The following is a 21,312-nucleotide window of genomic DNA, read 5'->3' as shown; positions in this document are numbered from 1 at the left end:
AGAAAAAATTTCAGTAGGGCCTCTTTTTTATTCTTTTGGACTGAAAAAGATCAAAAAAGGGCGCCAAAGCGCCCCTTTTTGATGTAATGACCTTTTATCCCAATGAAGGAATAACTCCCAATACAAGTGCTATTTGTATCAATATGATGCTCACACCGACCAGAGATGTTACTAGTAGAGCACCATCTCCACCCAAAACTTGGTAGTTTTGATCAGTCTTTAATGTTTTTCTTGCATGCTTAACTAAGACAACAGGGAAAAATAGAGCTAATACGACAAGTGCTATCGCTGCGTATCCCAAGGCGAGGATAAAACCTTGTGGAAAAAATAATGCGAAAGCCATTGGTGGTATGAAGGTTAAAAAGCCGGTGAGTAGTCGTGACGCCTGATCTCGATTACCTTTCACAGAGTCACCTAGGAATTCAAATAATCCCAAGCTCACTCCGAGAAAAGATGTTAGTAAGGCAAGGTCGGCAAATACACCAATTATCTGACTAATATTTGATGAATGAAGAGTATCGGCAAGTTGGACTAGCAAGGATCCTAACTGAGGATCTGCTAGTAAACTTTGCTGACTTACTACTCCCAAGGTGACAACTTGCCAAAAGATATAAATGATCAGAGGAATCGCAGAGCCGAAAAGCATGACTTTACGCAATGAGGTAGTATGCCCATCTAGATATTTAACAATTGCTGGAATACTTCCATGAAAACCAAATGATGTAAAGATGATAGGAATGGCGGCAATAATTAGGCCTTGTTCTACGGGTAAGCTTAGTAGATAACTTTCAGTAACATTTGGGGCTAGGAAAAAAAGCACAAACGCCATAGCCACGATCTTGATCGAAAACAGCACTCTATTAACTTTATCTACAGTTGATGTACCGATAGTGACGATCGATGCCACAACAAACGTGAAGATAACGGTAGCGAATGCGTTTGGTACTTCTAGTGTTGTTAGAGTGGTGATTCGCTCGGCAAATTGCGATCCTCCTCCCGCTATATAAGCAGCACATAACGAGTAAAACAAAAACATCATTGCGGCTGTTGCTACCCATTGGCCTTTGCTGCCGAGCAATTCCTTAGCTAAAGAATGGAGAGTAGCGTCTGGGCTCGCATATTGGTGGACTTCAACCATAAGCAATGCGGTATAAGTCATCACAGCCCATAGCGCTAACATAATGATCAGTGAAGTCGAAAAACCAATACCAGCAGAGGTCAATGGTAAGGCAAGCATTCCCGCTCCGATAGTAGTTCCTGCTATGATTAAGGTGCTACCTAATATCTTTGATTTATTCATTGTATATTTTTCTTTACATTATTTTGGATTTTGTTGTCCAAACTATATTTCGTGCCATTCTATATCTTTCCAATAGATGTTCAATACTATGTACAATAAATTATTTTTGTAAATTTAAATTTACAAAATCGTAAATGGAGGTGGGAAATAAGAAATACGACAAACACGACGGTTCTTTGACTTAAATTTTTCTTTCCTCATACATAAATTTGTCATATAAAAGATTAATACTCATAGCATGTTAGATTCTATTTGTTTTAAGAAACAATATGGATAAGGAGGTCACTGTGTTTGACTGCATAAAAAATGAGGAAGGTCTTGAATTTTTGGATGCAATTGAAATTGGTCTGAACCTTTCTGAATATTCATCCTCTGCTGAGGAAAACTCAGAAGAGTAATCTTGCTCGTACTTAGGCACAATTGCTGCCTACTTTTCCCTAAAACTTATCTAAGAGCTTAAGTACCCAAGTATCGTGAAGTTACTTGGGTATAAATGTTTACTTGTGATAGCTTTTTTCTGCTAATATCTTGCCGCTAATTAATACCGGAATGCATTATTTTGTCAGAATTTAAAACGCTTGGTCTGTGCCATACACTTTTGTCATCAATATCTGAATTGGGTTACCAAACTCCCACTGAAGTTCAAACTGAAGCAATTCCACACGCTTTAGCTGGTCGGGATTTGCTCGTTGGTGCCCAAACTGGCACAGGCAAAACAGCGGCATTTGCATTACCAATTATTCAATCTTTAGCTCAGGGCACAGATGAGAGAAGATTAAGAGCACTAATTGTTGTCCCTACAAGAGAACTCGCACAACAGGTCTACGAGAGTTTTCACGAGCTCTCTAGCGATACCAATTTAGTCACCGTTGCAGCATATGGTGGAACCAGTATTCGTGTTCAAACAAGTCGATTAGCTAAGGGCTGCGATATTCTCATTGCAACGCCAGGTCGGTTATTAGATCACCTATATTGCGGCAATATAACCTTGAAGCACTTATCTACATTAGTTTTTGATGAAGCAGACAGAATGCTCGATATGGGCTTTTTGCCGGATATTCAGCGTATTCTTAAGCGGTGTAAGCCAGAACGGCAGACTATGTTTTTCTCAGCAACTTTTGACAAAAAATTAAAAACATTGCTTATGAGATATTAACTGATCCGGTTGAAATTCAAGTTTCGCCCTCAAATAGCACTGCTACAACAGTGGAACAACTCGTTTACCCAGTAGACAGAAAGCGCAAGGCCGAGCTCTTAGCATTCTTAATTGGTTCACGTAACTGGCAGCAAGTACTTGTTTTTACAAAAACCAAGCAAGGAAGTGATCAATTAGCTAAAGAGTTGGCTCTTGATGGCATAAAGGCAGCTTCTATCAACGGCGATAAAAGTCAGGGGGCTCGACAAAAAGCACTCGATGATTTTAAAAACGGCAAAGTAAGAGCACTGATTGCTACCGATGTTGCAGCCCGAGGATTAGACATCGAAAAGCTTGAACAAGTGGTAAATTTTGATATGCCATATAAACCAGAAGATTATGTACACCGAATCGGTCGTACAGGAAGAGCAGGGCAGATTGGTATTGCCATTTCTCTTATGAGCCCAAATGAAGAAGACTCACTTCTCGCTATTGAAAGGCTTATTGATACCAAATTACCTCAAGAGTGGCTAAAAGGATTCGAGCCTTCTCTCGATAATGAGATGAATAATGAAAAACCGCCACGCAAGAGGGGCCGCAATAGTGAGAAACAAAAGATGAAAGCAAGGCTTAAGATCCACGCTAATCGCGGTAAAAAGAATTGACACGAAATGATGGACTCTATCTAATGCCAACTAGAGTTATACGAACCAGAGCAGGAGGCGTTGTTCGTGCACCTTTCATTAATCAACCTATCTGATGCTTTATCGTTGTTGGAATTTGAGCGTCAAAATAAGGATTGGTTTGACCAATTTATTCCTCCTCGTGAAGCTGAGTTTTACTCTTTAAATGGTGTAAAACAGCACATTCGAGAGTTGTTGTTGGATTACCATAGCCAGGAGATGTTACCTATGCTTATTAAAGACAGTAGGCAGATTGTTGGTCGTATAAATGTATCTGAAATTGAACATGGTAAAAGGTCAGCTCTGCTTGGTTATCGTGTGGGGCAAGAGCATATCAATCAAGGTGTCGCCAAATGGGCGGTTTCAAAAATGATAGAGCAATTGTCAGACATGGGGATTACTCAAATAGTCGCGCATGCTTCACCGGACAATCCAGCTTCATGTCGTGTTTTGGAAAAGAACGGTTTCGTTTCAACAGAGCTCATAGAGAATTTTGCTTGCGTAAATGGTGAAGCAATTCATTGCTATAAATACGTTCTAGATATTCTAGAAAAGTAAGTGGTGAACTTTTAACTTTTTTGCTCATATCTTTTGATTCGATTTCATCTGAATTGTGTAGTTTGGCTACGATAAAAGCATTTATCACTATGTAACCTCAACATGCTTGGTTCAACAAGAAATCTCGCCCTTTCTGAGCGTACCAATACGCCGAGATTTCATCGCTATCTCTTTAGTTTCTATAATCTTGACTTCCTATTTTTATGAGCCTTTAATTAATTGATGTTATTATTAATTGGTCTGATATTTAGGAGATATATAATGAAACGTTTAGCAGTGGCTTTTTTGTTTACGGCTTTTACATCAGTAGTTGACGCAAAAACTGATGTAATAGTTTACGGTGACGATTCTTATCCGCCATATTCTTACGTCGAAAATGGAAAAATGACCGGAATATACACTGCCGTTCTAGAGCGTATTTTCGAAAAGATGCCGAATTATAATGTGAAAATTAAAAGCACACCTTGGAAGCGCGGGTTATCAGAGATTGAAGCCAATAAAATATTTGCACTCTTTCCTCCATATGAAAGGCCAAAGCAAAGACCCTATATGGAATATGATATGGCGATCTTGGATGAAAAGCTGGTCGTCGTATGCCAGCAATCAGTTCTATCAACCCCAAGGCCCAATTGGCCAGATGATTACATTGGACTCACTATTGGTAAGAATGCTGGCTTTTCAATTGGTGGCGATGACTTTAACGCATTGCTAAAGTCAGGCAAAATTAAAGTCACTGAGACCAAGGGAACGCCAAAAAATCTACTTAAGTTGATCGCAGGGCGTATGGACTGTTATACCAATGATGCGCTTTCGATACAATGGGAACTGAAACAATTAAAAGCTGATGGGAAGTATGATGGTACCAGCGTTGTTGAAGGCGCCACGATAAGTTCTGAACAAGGGTTTTTAGGCATAGTGACTGATGGGCAGAACTACCCGTTTAAAAATACCTTCAAAGATGAATATCATAGAATATTAGGCGAGATGAAAGCGAGTGGAGAGGTCGACAAGATAGTTCAAGATTATATTAGATAGTCTCCGCTTTAATTTAATAAAACGGGCAAGTCATAAAAGACGTGCCCGTTTTGTATGATGCCTTGAGACACTTTAAGGAGAATCAAGCCAGTTAAGTGTACTGTAAGTTCAATTTCTGCCAATTTTTCTTTTGAACAACAAATTCTTTTTTTGCAACTCGATACTTTAATTCAAGGATTGAACGTTCGTATTTGCTGTTTAGATCTTTTGCTTTAATCGAGAGAACTTCTCGGCGTACATCGTAGAATTCCCGCATTTTTTCAATCAATGCTTCTAATTCAGTATTCAACGTATTCTGAATACTTTCTGAATTTGGCAATTGCATCACTTTTTTCTTCGTGTTGATAAGTAGCTGCTCAGCCTTTGCTTTCTCTATTTTGAATTTACTAGTTACTTTAAGTTTATTGGCTAAACCCAGCCACGACATTGTTTTAATCAACCACTTTGTCGGATCATATTGCCACCAGTAGATACCATTTCGATAATCATTTTCGAAAATATGATGGTAATTATGATACCCCTCTCCGAAAGTAAAAATAGAAAGTAAGGTATTGTCGCGTGCCGAATTTTTATCGGTATAGGGTTGAGATCCCCATATATGCGCTAGAGAGTTAATAAAAAATGTAGAATGGTGGCTCAGAACCAGTCTGAAAGCACCCACAACAAGAAACATAGATAGGATGTCATCATAAATTAATCCAAGTAGCATCGGGAAACCAAGGTTGGTTGCCAATGCGAGCCAGAGATAATTCTTGTGTTGCCAAATAACAATAGAATCTCTTTTGAGATCCCTACAGTTTGAATATTCTTTGATAGGGTTAGTTTCATAGTTTCTCAGCATCCAGCCTATATGTGAGAACCAAAAACCTCTCGTTGCTGCGTAGGGGTCTTTGTCAATATGGTCAACATGCTTGTGGTGTATTCTATGGTCTGAGCTCCAATGCAGCACGCTATTTTGGAGTGCGAAAGCGCCACCGATTGCAAATATCAACCTTATCGACCAGTGAGCTTCATATGTTTTATGGGACCATAGGCGATGATATCCCGCCGTTATCGACAGGTTGCAAAATGAGAAAGAAATTACCAGCCAAATAAGGTGTTCTGCGCCAAACCCTTTGGTTAAACCAAACCAAGGCACGAATACACAAGCGATCAAAAAGGATGAAAGAAAGATAAAAACATTTAACCAAATAATGGGAGGTTTAGTGTGACTCATTGATTAACTTATATTTGAGCGTACATTTGTACGCTAGATTAGCAGCACGTGTTGGTAAGTCAAACAGAATTAGTAACAAAAATTGAATACGTTGAAAGTACGATTACTTACGTGGTTTTTTAAATCATGGGATTGGGGTTAATTTATAGTATGATGGCAGTATCAATGATTTAAGAGGCTGTAAATGGAATTTAAGTTAGCTAGTTACCAAGATTACGAACGGATTGCTGCTTTGCATTCAGAAAATTGGAAGCAGTTTTGTTCAGGCATTCTTTCAGATGAATATCTTAATTCAGACATAAATGGTGAACGCCTTGCAATATGGCAAACTCGTCTGACAAATCCACCTTTTAATCAACGGGTAATCCTGGCTGAAGAGGGCGGTTTGTTGTGCGGTTTTATCTGCGCGTTCGGAAAGCACGACTATCAAAAAGGGACCATTATTGACGCACTGCACGTTGACCCGGCTTATCGTGGCAGAGGGCTTGGGCGTCAATTGATTCAACAACTGATGATTTGGGTTGAGCAGTATTTCCCTGATTCAGGCATCTATCTCGAAGTTCTGCGAGAAAACCAACAAGCGATTAGGTTTTATACAAAGATAGGAGGGGTATGTGAGTCTGATAGAGTGCGGTTGGCTCCTTGTGGAACAGAAGTTGAAGAACAAACTTACATTTGGCCAACAACAAAACAGCTTTCTAAAGGAGTAAGTGGCTAAGGTTTAGTGGCGTGTTAGTGCAATAATTCTCTTTAAGAACTCAATTTTGGCTCAATGTTCTACAAATTAATCGCCAATAAATTACATACTCGCCCGGTGAGATCACGGAGCGATATTGCTAAGGTTTGAAGCTCCAAGGTTAAGCACTCGATATCTGGCTTAGCTTTCGTTTGCTCTTTCATAGACTTGACCAGGTAGCCATAGAGAATAATGCCGATGGATTTCAATTGAACGCAAAAGTTATTATTATCATTAGCGTCACATTCAAAGATAACATAGAGTATTAATTCTAGTTAAATTGGCGTCTTATTGTCCTGAGATAGGGGTAATGACTCGTGGCGCTGTTCGGGTTTGAAAATTATGAGTATAAGATATAGGGAAATACACAGAGCTGAAATTAAGCGATTGTTGTATTCCAGAGTCAAACGTACATGGAATAGTTTATTAGTTACTTATGCATCCAGTTTGGTTCTTATAATCGGGGGCGCGGATCTCATTTTCGAATCTAGTGGGGTATCTGCTGCTATCATCTTAGGTTTGCTCTGTCAATTGATGGGTGTTGGTTTTTTCTTTGTTTATAAATCGCTGGCTAGGTCTTTCAAGCGAAGTGGATATGCTAGGGAATGGTTAAGCTCTAAAAATATGATGGTTGTTTGTTTGATCATTGTAGTGTCAGATTTATTTCAAGTGATATTTCAAAATCAACAAGTGATAATATTAGCTTTTGGGACAAGTATTACTTGGGCATATGCAAACTGGAAGTTAAGGATTAATATCAAGCCTCTATGGCGTATCTATTATTATAAAGAAGCTAGAATATATTTAAGGCAATGTTATAACAAACCCCTAGAAAAAAATGTTTGAACGGCTGTGCGACTATTGCTTAATCAAATGTGCCCCATGAGTCCAAGGGGCGATATTGCTAAGGTTTTGCCTTGACGCTGCTTAGTCTCCATTGGTAGTAGGTGATTAGAATGTGTTTTTTTGAAGCGCTTACAACCAATTTATGAAACTTTCAATTTGGCAAACAAGTATGAAAATTAAGTAGGGCACTTTTCGACTAGAAAGTACCCTTTTGGTATGGGATGTTCGGTTCGCATTCGCACCTGCTCTAGCAGCTAACGCTTTAGGGTAAAGTTAAGGCTCTACTTTGAACTCCGCTACCGCTTTATCCATGTCTCGTGCCTGATCAGAGACACTATCGACTTCGTCTAAACATTGCTTAGCTGACTCAGTGTTCCCTTCAGAAATTGTATTTAGCTCATTGATTGAGTCACTAACTTGATTCATCACAATTCCTTGTTCCTCAATCGCGGAAGCGATGCGCTCAGAGTTAGCTTGAATATTGCTCATATCGTCGATTATTTGAGTCAGGCTACTGTCTAGCGTTTGTGATGCGCTAAGAGTCTGATTACCTTGCTCATTGCATTGATCAATGTTCGTTACTACTTGTGCCATTTGATCTTGGATAGCCGTTACAACGCTGTTAATTTCCTCTGTAGACTGATGAGTTCGACTCGCCAGCGCTCGTACTTCATCAGCGACGACTGCAAAGCCGCGACCTTGCTCACCTGCTCGTGCCGCTTCAATTGCTGCATTTAATGCTAAAAGGTTCGTTTGCTCTGCAATTTCTTGGATGATATTTACGGTATCACCAATTTTTCCAACATGAGTATTCAAAGAGCCTATTGAGCCTTGACTGCTCGCTAGTATCGTCGAGAGCTGATCGATATTTTGTACGGTTGTCTCAACCACTTTTCTACCTTCCTGGGCGTTGACCGATGCTTGGTGCACGCCTTCAACAGCAACCGAAGTACTCTCAGATATTTCATTAATTGTAGAAACCATTTCGTGCACTGATGTCGCCATTGTACTTGTATGTTCAGCCTGAATTTGAAATTGGTCCATGACTTTTTGTAGTTCATCATGCATGTTTGAAGTACTGTTCGAAAGCTTCGAGGATTTTTTTTGAGTTCCGGATATCAGATGCTCTAGCTTATCCAATAACTGGTTAAAGTAACGGCCCACTTCAGACAATTCATCTTGACGAGAAAATGAGGCCCTCAATGACACATTATTGCTGTCAGCGATTTTTTGTATTGCAGAAAGTAGGGTGGATACTTGTTGATTGATTGTGCGAGATATTTGAAAAATAAAACCAAAAATGACCAACACGACTAATCCAACAAATACTAGTTTTAGAGTAAAGAGCCTTTCTACAGTCATCAGTGTTTGGTCGTCTAATGCTTTAGAGAAGGATTTAAACTGTTTTTCAACTGTATGTGACAGGTTACGTGTATCACCTAGTAACCCTTCGTTGTACTTAAGACCTATATATCTTTTTTGTGCTATGAGTTTTTTGGCGGCAGAATTTAGCTCTCCGGCTATTGACGGGAATGTATCAAGTTCTAGTAACCCTTGCTGTAATTTCTTATCAAACTCGAAAAGTGCAATTAATTGTCTTTCCGTTAGTGTTGATTCAATATTTGCCAATTCTCGCGAATATTGGCCTCTTAGCCCGTCACTGGCCTTTAGGCCTAGCTTTTGGTAGCCATGTACTAACTCATTAAAACCCGTTTGATAATTAAGTATGTTATCTCTAAGTTGAGTACTTGATGGAAGGTCTTGTTCCTTTAATAACAGAGAAAGCTGCTCTTCCAAAGATAAAAACAACTCCATATTCCTATTAAATTTATCGAGGTATTTTATGTCTTTACGCAGCAAGAAGTCTTTTTCATTTCTTCTAAGATTAAGAAGTCGTATTTCTAAATCAGCAACGAGAATACTGGCTTTGTTTAATTGGCTCGTTGTATTTTCAAAATGAGTGGTGGTTACGATCGCCGAAACAACCCCCAGAATAGCAACCACACCCAATGAGTAGAGCTTGTTTTTTATATTCATAATATTGGCTTAGTCCATTAAGTAATTATACGGAATATTAAAAATCTAATCTTAAAGTTATCACTTATTCACGCTGTGAATACTATGTTGTCTCTATAAATAATCAAAGATAATTAACTAAATTGTTTACAAGTTTGAGTAGAAGGTCATTGATTGGAGTAAAAGTTTTAGGATTGCTGTGAGTAACGTTTAAAGATGTCGAGTAAGAGTCTTTTTACAACATCCAGCTAGCCTCGACATGATTGAGACATACCTTGGTTATATCTAAGTCCCGACTATTCGCAATAAAAATCATCCTTACCTTATCTGAAAAAAAAGCGTTGTTTTTCTGCTCAAATTAGCAAATAATGGATAAGTAAAATTTATGCAAATTTTTTGTTTTCAGTCTGATTTTACTGGTTGATGAAAGCGATATATGGTAGCTATTTTATTGTACAGTAACTTTAAATATTGTTTTATATCAATGCCTCGCAAGGATATTTAGGTGTGATTTCAAATCTTTTTCAAATCTATATTCTAGGTTTTGTCGGAAGCCATTGAAGAAATGGCAATAAAATTTAACACTTAACCTATAAGAAAATATTATGAATAAGAAAGCAATAATCTCTATCCTAGCTGTGGCAAGTTCTTTGATTGCCGCTCCCTCTTTTGCTGAAAATAAAGTATGTGTACATCTTCCCGTTGGGGTTGGTTATGCTGCTTCATTCGAAGTGGAGGCTTTAAATAGTGATGTTAAAACCCAAGAAAGCGGTCGGTTTGCTGTTGGTGAAACAAGATGTCTTGATGTTTCAAAGATAGCAGATCATTCAGAGTATAAAGTTATACTTCATCCTTTCTGGGGTAAAACGATTGACTGTACGCCACATTTAATTAAGGAGCATACTCCAACTGATGTCCAAAGCCATATTACTTTTAAGGCAACGGGCACCACGCTAGCTCCTCGCTGTAAAATGTATGGAGCGTAAAGATTGTGTTGAACATTGGCGAGCATCTGGGATGACCTTAAGGTTGTTCCTATAGAGTCGCAGGTCAGCATTTAATATATATGACGTTTAAATGAGAGTAGTTGTCTGTCGCTAAGCGTCATTTTATTAACGCTCATTGATAAAAAGCCGCTATCGATAGCGGCTTTTTCGTTGTTATGATTATCTGTCCCAATACGCTTCTTCGAGACTGTCCTCTCGCTCAGGTAGGGCTCGGGATAATCTTGGTGAATGTTGGGTCAGTACTTCATAGCTTACACGGTTAGCATATTTACAAATCTGTGACAGCGAAGAGTAGGTAAGATATTGCTGGTCATGCTTAGAAGAATTCGGAACATTCATATGATGATGACTGTTTGCTGCCATATCATGCAGCAACGCAGACAAAGCCGCATCGCCAGCACCATTGGTATTTTTGATTTCTAATGGACCACCCAAGTAAGGGCCGATATGAGAGTAGACTTTCAGTGGTTTAGCGCAGTCCTTTTTACGCATAGCGCGGCTAAACTCATACTTGTTAAATTCGGCAATGTTACCCGGTAACAATGGTAATTCCGTTTCTCTTTTTACGGATTCTTCTGTGTAACCAGCCATGTAAAGCCCAACGGGACCAGAAGTACAAAGCACGAGGTCCACCCAATCCAACACCTTATCAGCCGCTAAAAGTGGGTCTTTCTCACCGGTCAGTGCTTCACCTTCTTCCTCGTTCATCGCAACAATAGAAATATTATCTCTTATGTATTCTTGCCACCATTCAGCATTTCCCTCGATAACCCATTTTGTTCCTAGCGTGAGAACCACTGGAACATTTTTTGACTTAGCGATTTCAATTGCTCGGGCAACAGCTTGAGGCATTGGATCCTCTGGTTTACCGCGCATAAGGTACGATGACACGATAAGTGCCGATGCTTTATCAAAAACTTCCTCCGGAACGCTATCAGGGCGTAGTTTATTCATATGCCCTTCATTAATTGCGAATGTTCGCTCACCATCATCTGAAATGAGTGTGTAGCAGCGCCCAATGGAACCTTCGACCATTTGTAAGTGGTTAAGGTTCATGCGCGAGGAAGTGCGGCAGAGGTAGCGATATGCGAAAGAACCAACTTCTATATTCCTGGACATCACACCCAATAGTACCGATTTACTGTCTGCAAGTACGGAGTAATTATGTAGCGTATTGCCTATTGTGTCGCCCGGATATTGATGAGTGATGAGTTCGCGTTCGACAAGTTCGCAGTATAATGCGTCAGCTTGGCTTTCTTCGACAACAAGTGAGTGCCCCTTACTTAAATTGTATTTTTCAAGAAACTCATCATCGACACGTGCTTCTATATCTACAATGGTTTGACCAACTCCCACCACGATCGGTCGATAAAGCTTTGGGGTTTGCTTCATTTGGTTGACAAGTGGATCACGTGCGTGAGTTGGAAAGTAATGTTTTGATTTGCGCTGTCCAGGAAACTTCATTTTTAAGGAGTTATTAGAAATTTTGCGGCATGATAACACAAAAGAAAAGGATTGCTTCTAAATTTGTGCCCAAATTTAGTATCAAATTCTTTATTTGGTGGAGATACCCAATTGAAGCTAAAGTCAAAAATTAAGGGTGTTATCAGAACGTTGAGAACAAAAAATCATGCCTTGAATAGCGATTTATGATCAAGGTGTTTGGCGATAAAGTCAGACCTATGATTTGACCGAGAGGGCGAGTTACTTTTGCTGGTAGACTTAGTTAGCGATTTTGGTCTGAATGACTCGACGAGCAAACTTTGGTTGTGTCTGCAGCAAGTCATTCTCATTGAAGCTGATATCTTTGGGTTACTTGGTGCAAGTTGCCTTATTCTTCTCCTGTATAGGAACCGTAAGCTTTTGTTCCCCAGAGAGGGACGGTAGAAAGGCTGTGCTTGAAACTTCCAGATGTTTCTTTGGTTGCGTACGACAAGTACATTATCGTTTGGTTTTTGCTGTCAAAAATTCTTCGTACTTTCATACTCTTAAAAAAGATACTTTTTGACTTTTTAAATATTACTTCACCATCTTTTGATTTCTCTATTTTAGCGATCATTTGAGGGGTTATCTCTCCTATTTGACGGCATGAGATAGAGCTATCACTTGGATCAGCGAGGCTAAAGTCTGCTTCAATTGATGCGATATGACAGGTGATACCGGGGATCAGAGGGTCTCTCATGTCGTTGAGTTTGATATCCTTAAGGGTAAAAAATCCTAGACTTACGTCACCCACTTCGTTATCGGAACAACCCATTAAACTGGTCAGTAATACACCAAGTAAAGCTGCTTTCTTCATCATAGGACAGGGCCTTTTATCGATTTATTAATTGTCTAATTAGCTTATCAAACTTCGTTTTACTTATTGAGTCAATAACTAAAAAAGTTGAGCCTAGCTTATCTTTTCAAGTAAGCTTGTCTTTGTCACCCAAATCAAAAGATACCTGATGTCACAAGATAATATTGTACATACCAAAAACCAGTGGCTATACAGCCATGTTGAAGTCAATTATCCAACCAAAGAAAGTATTGCCGGTCGTGCGGTATATCAATCTTCAGCTGTAACTAGAACTTGTCGACGTTTAATTGAGGGAGGCGCGGTTTCAAAAGACTTCGATGTGTCCAACATTTACCATGTCGACTTTCACAGGCTGACGATAGCTTTTGCTCTGCTTCAATCTAAGCAATGGTCAGATCCTGAAGAAAGTGCGCTGATTGTAGAGTTTTTATCACAAATTATTTACTCAGAACCATGCCGTTTATTTCTCGGTTACGAGGCGGGTGAGACGATTGCAGCGGCAATTGTTACTCAACAAGATAACATTACCCTTATCTCAGATATAGTTGTGCCAGAGGGCAGAGCCGATGAATTTATTCATGGGCTTTGCACTAAGTTGAACATTCAAGATACAGTACAGACCCCGATCTTTATCGAATCTTAGGTGCGATCTCCGAGATATGCTTGATAGTCCGGTATATCAATATCAACTTCAGCATTGATAAGCTCAGAATCCATAATAAAGTCTGCAGTGGAACTATTTGTCGCGACGGGAATATTCCACACACTTGCAATGCGAAGAAGGGCTTTTACATCTGGGTCGTGAGGTACTGCATTTAGTGGATCCCAAAAGAAGATCAAAATATCAATACCGCCCTCCGAAATTTTAGCGCCTAATTGTTGGTCGCCCCCCATTGGCCCGCTGATCATTCGTTCAATTGATAAGTAACATTCTTTGCTAAGCAGCGCACCGGTCGTTCCGGTTGCAAATAGGTTGTGACGCTGTAACAGTTTTTGATGCCTAGTTGTCCAACTAAGTAGTTGGCTTTTGCAGTTATCATGCGCTACGAGAGCAATATTCTTTCTTATTCCTAATGTTCGTGTCGTTGTCTTCATAATGGAGCTTCACTCTATCTCTTTGTACAAAACTTTGGCCTAAATTCTGAGGGCGATAATGACTGTGATACCGCCCGTTGATTGATATTGTTGGGTGTTAGAGTTTCAATATCGGGTGAAAAAGTCTTATCAAATGGTTGACTGTTGAGATAGTTAACCGCTTGGAGCATTGAAATACGCCCTTGTTCGACCATTTTGTCGGTAGGGGAAAATACGATACGATTTCTGAGGAGGCCTCTATATACACCATGACTTAGATAAGTTGAAACCAACTTGACTTCTGTTTCCTTATGGGCCGCTCTTAATTCACTTATCGCAGCTTCTATCGCCACAGCACTTCCTGTTATGTAATCGAGCTCTTTTTCATCATCGATTATTTTTTGAATTAAGTTACGCTGTAACTCCTTGTCGTTATCGGCCCAATATGTTGCGCTGATAGAAACATCACTCCCTTCTATCGCATCTTTAAAACCATTAATGACAGGTTGCGTTCCGCCACTGTTTTTAGGGCCTGGTATGAGAGCAACTTCTACTTTTCCTGAGCCCTTCGGATGTTTAAGTTTGAGGTAATTTCCTGCATGGTAACCCATCCAATACCAGTCAACGCCCACTGAACCTTTTAAAACGTTTTTATTGTCTTCATCCACTAATAGCCGATTGACGGTAGCAAAAATAGGAATGGAATTACTGTCTGCCGCGAGAGAATCATAGAACAACGTTGGTGAAACCGTCCCCAAAATAATGGCGTCAGCGCCCCATTCAACACAGTCTTTCATTTGTTCACGTTGTTTTTCGGGGTTCAAGTAGCCGCCAGCCTCTAATACTCGCAGTGTAACACCTTGTTTTTCTGCTTCACTTACCATTCCGTAATTAACTGATAGCCAATAGGAGTCTTTTAGGTGCGGATATAGCGCACAGATTTTGTTGGATTCCTTGGCGTAAGAGTCACCTGCGATTACATAAAACGTAATTACTAGAAATAGGTATGAAATATTCATTTTAGCTAACTTGATCAGATACATGTCGTAATTCATTGGTAATAACGTTGCAATCATTGCAGAATATATCCCATTCTAAGAAACTTAAGAAGTAGGTGTATTCAATGTTGCTAGATAAAGCCAGTATTGGCCGTAAGTTATTGTTTGCATTTTTAGCAATGGCAACCCTAGTTCTTATATCTGCATTAATCGGGGTTTTCGGTTTCACTTCTGTGTCAAGAACAGAACGAAATGTCGTTAAGTCGGCGATACCCTCAATGATTGAAGCTAGACAAGTTTCAGCCTATAGTTCGCGAATTATCTCTTCAGTACAAATCCTCTCAAATGCCAAAAATGAGGCTGAAAGACACAAGGCAGGAAAACAACTTTTCTCACAGTTGAACGCTCTTCTTATTCATATCAAAAAACTGGGGTCAGACTCTTTTGAGAGTGCTTTACTAGAGCGTTTGGAATCTGACATTCAAGGTATTAACAATATATTAATCAAGCTAGTTATCGTTGTTGAGAAGCGTCTGGTATTAAGCGATGATATTTCCGTGAGAGCTGATGAGTTGCGTGAACTAGCCCAAGAATTAGAGCAACTTACCCGAACTCAGGTGTCGAATACCTCTACGATTGCTGTTGCAAATATTACCAGTATCTACGATTTACTTAAGCAAAACGATATTCAAAAAGCCTACGATGCACTTGATACCCTCGTCGAAGTTGACCTTGACCTCTCTGAGAGGCTCCATGAATTGCACCTGCTTGCTTTTCAGCTGCTGAACCATATCGAAGAAATTCGCACAATTTCAGATTTGGAAAGGATCCTGATTATCAGAGAGGACTTCATGAATAATCTAGTTATTATTAAACGTCGTTCTCAAGCAGTAGAGGACCCTAATCGCTCTCTAAAAATGTTTGATCTGATTACTCGGCTTGAAAAGCGCCAAGTTGTATTTGATGTTTTGCGCCAAAAGTATGAGAACGAGCAGGTTGCGATGCAATTGATGCAAGATGTGCTTAATCAATTCTCACGTCTCAACAGTACTGTGAATAAATTGGTTGATAACGCAAATTTGACAACCAAACTCGCTGTAGAAGATCTCAAATCTACCTTAGATTATGCGCTCCTTACACTTACCATTATCACCATAATTACCATGATAACCGTTGTATTGATTGTTTGGAAAGTAGTGTACTTGTCGGTAGTAAAACGCCTTGGAGAATACTCTGTTGCATTATTATCAATTGCTAAAGGTAAACTTGATGTTCGAGTTGGTGTTGAGGGAAATGATGAGCTTGCCCGAATGGGAGAGGCCATTATTACCGCGCGTGATACGGCTAAGGCTCTGCGCGTTGTTGCGGACAGTGAAGCTCGGGCAAAACGTGATCTGGAAGATCATCAGACCCGTCTAGAAGAGCTCATTACTGAAAGAACTCATCAACTGCAAGAGACAAACATCCGCCTTAATGAAGAGGTTGAAAATCATGCTCGGGCTCGTAAAGAGGCAGAGCAGGCTAACCGAGCAAAATCTGCGTTTTTAGCAACCATGAGTCATGAAATTCGTACGCCCATGAACGGTGTACTTGGTACAGCTCAGTTGCTAAAAGATGATGGACTGGACAGTAAACAACGACACTATGTCGACGTCATCAATCGTAGCGGTACCACCTTACTCGCTATCCTAAATGACGTTCTTGACTATTCGAAGATAGAAGCCGGGTTTATCGATATTCGCCCAATCAACTTTGATATTCATTCAATGATTAAAGACACTTGTGAGTTGGTGGGTGCTCGTGCTCAAGAAAAAAACTTAAAGCTCGATTATTTTATCGAAAGCGATGTTGAACAATATTGGCATGGAGATGCTACTCGATTGGCACAAGTGTTAAATAACTTGGTTGGAAATGCTGTCAAGTTTACCGATGCAGGCCATGTAGATTTATATGTCGCATTAAACCCTGACTATGAGGGGTATATTTTATTCGAAGTGACAGATACTGGCTGTGGTATCGATGAGGTTGAGCAGAGCACCTTATTTGAACCATTTACTCAAGCCTCCAATGGTATTAGCAGTAAAGGCGGAACGGGATTAGGCCTCGCAATAAGTAAGAGAATAGTGGAGGCAATGGGTGGAGAAATGTTTTTTGATTCGACATTGGGAGTGGGGAGTCGTTTTGGTTTTACCATTCCAATGGAGCATGGTGAAGAGGTTGTCGAGAAGCTCATGCAAACTGCGAGCAGGATCAGTGCTTCAATTCTCCTAGTAGAAGATAATCCTGTGAATTGTATGGTAGCAGAAGGATTTTTAGAAAGTATGGGACACATAGTCACAACCGCAATTGATGGTAAGAAAGCAAGGCAGTGTTTTTTAGACGATTCTTTTGACCTGATTTTGATGGATATTAATCTGCCTGATATAAATGGTATTGATTTACTAGGTGAGTTTAAAGAGATGAATCGTAATACTTTAGCTACTGGACTACCTCCAGTAGTTGCTGTATCTGCTCATGTATTTGATGAAGAGGTGGCTAATTATTTATCAGCTGGCTTCGATGGCTTTTTGGCTAAGCCACTTAATAAGAATGAGTTGTACCAATTGATTCAAAATAAATTAGAAGGCCTTACTGGTAAGGATGAAACTCAAATGTTGGAAGAGCAACTAGACACCGATTCTGAGGATACAATAATAGATTCGAGTATTGTACTAAACGATATGAAGATCTTAGGAAAAGACAAAATGCGTGAAATCGGAGAGCTATTTACCGAGGTATCTTCGGTTGCAATACAAGATTTCTCCGAAGCGAAGTCTAATAAAGATAATTTACACATGACGCAGCTTGCACATAAGCTCAAGGGAGCTGCAGGTAGTTTAGGCTTAAAAGCACTTCATTCCTTGTGTCTGGAAATAGAAATTGCCGAAAAACCTCTAGAGACATACAACAACAAGCAGAAGGAGCTACTGAGCTGCATAGAAACTTCAAAAGATGCGCTTGAAAACTTATTGAACTAGGGTGGCGTACACTCAAGTAACCTTAAGGCGCTATGTTCAGTGGGAATGACTTGTTTTACAAGCAAAACAAAGCAAATTCCCCCCTTGGACTAGCCTCGGAGCTGTTATTTTGTCATCAAACAACTTGGAAGAGCCGACTACTTCGCAGTGTTGTGTTCCCAGAACTCAAGGCAGCGACGAGGCTCTGAATCTCTCACTTTCAAGTCATTCGAGTATAGTACCTACTAGTTCTCAAACTATCTAAAACGTGCATAATTTCTTTCCTCTCAAATTGTATCCATACGATTCAAAGAGACTTATAAAGTATCATGAGCATCATATGATATGGTGACTTATGCAACTGAAATCTGTTTTTTACTCGTGCGAATTAACTCACGTTTATTTTGATGTTTTACCGTGATATATGCGAGCAAAGTTTGGATGTAATGATTAATTTTGGGTTAATTCTCGATGTTTACCTAATGTTATTTTACGAAGTATTTTAAGTTCTCCTTGCTCTATGAGTGAGTAGGCACTAAAACGTCAGGGTAAAATAATATGCGATATCTAAACTCCAATCGATTAATTAACTCATTCCTTTTCAGTATCTTGGCTCTTAGCTCATTTCATAGCACTGCTGCTGCACTTGATTGTAGCGAAATACCAGAATGGGAAAGGGCACCTGCCTATTCGGCTGGTACTAAAGTACAACAAAGTAGTGTGGGTTATCAGGCGAAATACTGGACTCAAGGCAATAGCCCAGTTGAAAACTCGGGTGAATGGGGGCAATGGAAAAAACTGGGTGAATGTGACGCCTTGGGTAATCAACCTCCAACCGTAACTCTTCAACTTTCGGCAAACTCAATCAGCCTCGGAGACTCTGTCATAGTTTCTGCAGAAACCACTGATACTGATGGAACGGTAAATAAAGTTGAGTTTTTTGTTGATGGTTTGAGTCAAGGTGTTAAAGACAGCGGTGCTTTTCAGATAGAGTATCGTCCCGGAGAGATCGGGAGTAAAAAAATTCATGCAGTTGCTTTTGATGACCAAGACAAGTCCAGCCGCTCAGAATCTAAGACGTTAATTGTCGAACAGGCAAATAAAACCGCGAATTGCCGTCCCGATGGTTTATACCAGACCCCAGGAACTCAAGTTCCATATTGTACAGTTTATGATCAGGACGGCAGAGAGATAATGGGGTCAGATCATCCACGCCGTATCATAGGCTACTTTACTAGTTGGCGCTCGGGCGATGACCCACAGTCATCATACTTAGTCAAAGATATACCATGGGAACAACTTACCCATATTAACTATGCATTTCTTGGTATAGGTTCGGATGGCAAACTTAATTTAGGTGATATTACGGATCCAAGTAACGTTACGGTCGGAAAAGAGTGGGATAATGTAGAGATCGAACCAAGCTTGGGTTTCAAAGGTCATTTTGGAGCGCTTGCAACATACAAGCAGAGATATGGAGTCAAAACACTTATCTCAATAGGTGGTTGGGCCGAAACGGGCGGCCATTTTGATGAAAACGGCAATAGAGTATCTGATGGTGGGTTTTACACAATGACCACCAATTCAGATGGTTCGATCAATTATACGGGGATTGAGCGCTTCGCTGACTCAGCGGTGGCGACTATGCGTCAGTACAAGTTTGACGGTCTGGATGTTGATTACGAGTATCCAACATCAATGGCAGGTGCAGGAAATCCTTTTGATAAGAGCTTTATGGAGCCAAGAAGAAAGTATTTATGGGCATCCTATCAAGAATTAATGAAAGTTTTGCGTCAAAAGTTAGACAAAGCATCAATGGAAGATAACACACACTACCTTCTGACCATCGCCGCTCCCTCTTCTGGCTATCTGTTAAGAGGAATGGAGTCATTTAATGTTACTCAGTATTTAGACTACGTAAATATCATGAGCTATGACCTTCATGGAGCTTGGAATGATCATGTTGGGCACAATGCTGCTCTCTATGATACAGGAAAAGATTCTGAGTTGGCCCAATGGGATGTTTACGATACAGCAGCGTACGGTGGTATTGGGTATCTCAATACAGATTGGGCGTACCACTATTTCCGCGGCTCAATGCAAGGGGGCCGAATTAATATTGGTGTCCCATATTATACTCGTGGCTGGCAAGGCGTTAACGGAGGCGAAAAAGGGTTATGGGGTAGAGCAGCTCTACCAGACCAAAATAATTGCCCTGATGGAACCGGAGAAGGAGACAAAAATAACTGCGGGAACGGTGCAATTGGGATCGATAATATTTGGCATGATACGGATCCGAAGGGGAATGAAATGGGAGCGGGTTCTAGTCCAATTTGGCATGTAAAGAACTTAGAACGCGCTATCTGGGGAAGCTACTCTTCTTCGTATTCACTAGATCCAGTCAATGAGCCCAGCGATAGACTCGTCGGTGATTACAAGAGATATTATGACAATATCGCGGTCGCTCCTTGGCTGTGGAATGAGGAGAAAAAAGTATTCCTATCTATCGAGGACAAAGAGTCAATTTACGAGAAAGCTGAGTACGTCTCTGAGAAAGGCATCGGCGGTATCATGTTTTGGGAGCTCGCGGGCGACTACAATTGCTATACACTCAATGAGTCAGGAGTAAGGGTTTCGATTGATAAAACTGAGCGTGCATGCGCGACTGGGAATGGTGAGTTTCATATGGGGAACACTATGACACAGACCATTTATGAGCGCTTCAAGCAGGCACCTCCTTATCAAAATGCTATCAGTTTGTCAGGTCCAACTTCAACTGCTGTTGATATAGCAGTCAAAGTAGAGGGATTTAAACAAGGCGATCAAAACTACCCGATAAATCCGAAGCTGATATTTACAAACAATATAGGGCAAGCAATTCCCGGAGGCACGGAGTTCCAATTTGACATGCCAGTTTCTACTCCTGATAACACTAAGGATCAGTCTGGTGCGGGATTAAAAGTCATTTCGTCTGGACACAGTCGCCCCAATAATATTGGTGGTCTAGAAGGTGAAATGCATCGGTTATCTCTTACTCTACCGAGATGGAAAACACTGGCTCCCGGGGATAGCTATGAGTTAGATATGGTTTATTATCTTCCAGTTTCAGGTCCCGCTAATTATCTGATGGTGCTCAATGGGAATGAATATGTTTTTAGTTTTGAATATCCTGAATTACCACTTGCGGATCTTTCTCCTGGAGATGGTGATGGGGGAAACGGCAGCGTAACTGACTGGCGTCCTGGAGAAACACGAGCGGTGAACGGCAACATATACAAATATAATCAACTTTGTTTTGTCGCCAAAAACAGCCCGGGTCCTTGGGATACACCAACTGGATCAAACTGGTTCTGGGATGAAGTCCCCTGTCCTTAACCATTACAAGAATATAATGCCCTGTTTATTCAGGGCTT

At 40.3% G+C, this 21,312-nt stretch carries 16 protein-coding genes and 1 pseudogene; 9 read left to right on the top strand and 8 right to left on the bottom strand.

From position 1 onward, the window contains the following. Window positions 1–94: 94 nt before the first annotated feature. Entirely contained in the window at window positions 95–1,300 is a 1,206-nt protein-coding gene (locus RH40_RS10975; RefSeq protein WP_009601563.1) for an aromatic amino acid transport family protein, read from the bottom strand. Window positions 1,301–1,856: 556 nt separating this feature from the next. Here RH40_RS10975 and RH40_RS10970 point away from each other — a divergent pair. From RH40_RS10970 to RH40_RS10960, 3 genes and pseudogenes are all read left to right on the top strand, one after another. After that, window positions 1,857–3,100 (top strand): annotated as a pseudogene (locus RH40_RS10970) (DEAD/DEAH box helicase). Between the two features lie 66 nt (window positions 3,101–3,166). Next, window positions 3,167–3,676, top strand: a complete 510-nt coding sequence (locus RH40_RS10965; protein ID WP_009601561.1) for a GNAT family N-acetyltransferase — start codon at window positions 3,167–3,169, stop codon at window positions 3,674–3,676. A 261-nt stretch (window positions 3,677–3,937) separates the two neighbouring features. Beyond that, entirely contained in the window at window positions 3,938–4,711 is a 774-nt protein-coding gene (locus RH40_RS10960; protein WP_009601560.1) for a substrate-binding periplasmic protein, read from the top strand. A 91-nt stretch (window positions 4,712–4,802) separates the two neighbouring features. On the opposite strand, the gene RH40_RS10955 is transcribed toward RH40_RS10960, so the two are convergent. Further along, entirely contained in the window at window positions 4,803–5,927 is a 1,125-nt protein-coding gene (locus tag RH40_RS10955) for an acyl-CoA desaturase (protein WP_009601559.1), read from the bottom strand. Between the two features lie 184 nt (window positions 5,928–6,111). Between RH40_RS10955 and RH40_RS10950 the strand changes: the two genes are divergently transcribed. Then, a complete protein-coding gene (locus RH40_RS10950; RefSeq protein ID WP_009601558.1) occupies window positions 6,112–6,645 on the top strand; it encodes a GNAT family N-acetyltransferase in 534 nt (177 codons plus the stop codon). Window positions 6,646–6,704: 59 nt separating this feature from the next. Here RH40_RS10950 and RH40_RS21180 read toward each other — a convergent pair whose 3' ends face one another. Next, entirely contained in the window at window positions 6,705–6,827 is a 123-nt protein-coding gene (locus tag RH40_RS21180) for a hypothetical protein (protein ID WP_009601557.1), read from the bottom strand. A gap of 169 nt (window positions 6,828–6,996) precedes the next feature. On the opposite strand from RH40_RS21180, the gene RH40_RS10945 reads away from it, so the two are divergent. Continuing rightward, window positions 6,997–7,509, top strand: coding sequence for a hypothetical protein (locus RH40_RS10945; RefSeq protein WP_139056878.1), 513 nt, complete (start codon window positions 6,997–6,999; stop codon window positions 7,507–7,509). Window positions 7,510–7,782: 273 nt separating this feature from the next. Here the strand turns inward: RH40_RS10945 and RH40_RS10940 are convergent, their stop codons facing one another. Further along, on the bottom strand, window positions 7,783–9,546 hold the full coding sequence (locus RH40_RS10940; protein ID WP_009601555.1) for a methyl-accepting chemotaxis protein: 1,764 nt from the start codon (window positions 9,544–9,546) through the stop codon (window positions 7,783–7,785). Window positions 9,547–10,130: 584 nt separating this feature from the next. Between RH40_RS10940 and RH40_RS10935 the strand changes: the two genes are divergently transcribed. After that, entirely contained in the window at window positions 10,131–10,511 is a 381-nt protein-coding gene (locus RH40_RS10935; protein WP_009601554.1) for a hypothetical protein, read from the top strand. A gap of 180 nt (window positions 10,512–10,691) precedes the next feature. Here RH40_RS10935 and RH40_RS10930 read toward each other — a convergent pair whose 3' ends face one another. Then, window positions 10,692–11,996, bottom strand: coding sequence for an inosine/guanosine kinase (locus RH40_RS10930; protein WP_009601553.1), 1,305 nt, complete (start codon window positions 11,994–11,996; stop codon window positions 10,692–10,694). A 367-nt stretch (window positions 11,997–12,363) separates the two neighbouring features. Further along, window positions 12,364–12,831, bottom strand: coding sequence for a CreA family protein (locus RH40_RS10925; RefSeq protein WP_174260320.1), 468 nt, complete (start codon window positions 12,829–12,831; stop codon window positions 12,364–12,366). A 148-nt stretch (window positions 12,832–12,979) separates the two neighbouring features. Here RH40_RS10925 and RH40_RS10920 point away from each other — a divergent pair, with 148 nt between their 5' ends. Then, complete coding sequence (locus RH40_RS10920) at window positions 12,980–13,474, top strand: hypothetical protein (RefSeq protein WP_009601550.1); 495 nt, start codon at window positions 12,980–12,982, stop codon at window positions 13,472–13,474. Here the strand turns inward: RH40_RS10920 and RH40_RS10915 are convergent. After that, a complete protein-coding gene (locus RH40_RS10915) occupies window positions 13,471–13,926 on the bottom strand; it encodes a methylglyoxal synthase (RefSeq protein ID WP_009601549.1) in 456 nt (151 codons plus the stop codon). The genes RH40_RS10920 and RH40_RS10915 overlap by 4 nt on opposite strands. Before the next feature lie 14 nt (window positions 13,927–13,940). After that, on the bottom strand, window positions 13,941–14,981 hold the full coding sequence (gene torT / locus RH40_RS10910) for a TMAO reductase system periplasmic protein TorT (RefSeq protein WP_009601548.1): 1,041 nt from the start codon (window positions 14,979–14,981) through the stop codon (window positions 13,941–13,943). 47 nt (window positions 14,982–15,028) lie between these two features. On the opposite strand from torT, the gene torS reads away from it, so the two are divergent. Next, complete coding sequence (gene torS, locus RH40_RS10905; RefSeq protein ID WP_009601547.1) at window positions 15,029–17,920, top strand: TMAO reductase system sensor histidine kinase/response regulator TorS; 2,892 nt, start codon at window positions 15,029–15,031, stop codon at window positions 17,918–17,920. A gap of 537 nt (window positions 17,921–18,457) precedes the next feature. Then, the gene (locus tag RH40_RS10900; protein ID WP_009601546.1) at window positions 18,458–21,274 is read left to right on the top strand and encodes a chitinase C-terminal domain-containing protein; all 2,817 of its coding nucleotides are present in this window, start codon (window positions 18,458–18,460) and stop codon (window positions 21,272–21,274) included. Window positions 21,275–21,312: the final 38 nt, after the last annotated feature.

Source organism: Vibrio caribbeanicus ATCC BAA-2122, from assembly GCF_000165125.1.
GTDB lineage: Bacteria > Pseudomonadota > Gammaproteobacteria > Enterobacterales > Vibrionaceae > Vibrio > Vibrio caribbeanicus.
The sequence above is the reverse complement of the archived record's forward strand: the minus strand, read 5'-3'. Positions and strand labels throughout refer to the sequence as shown.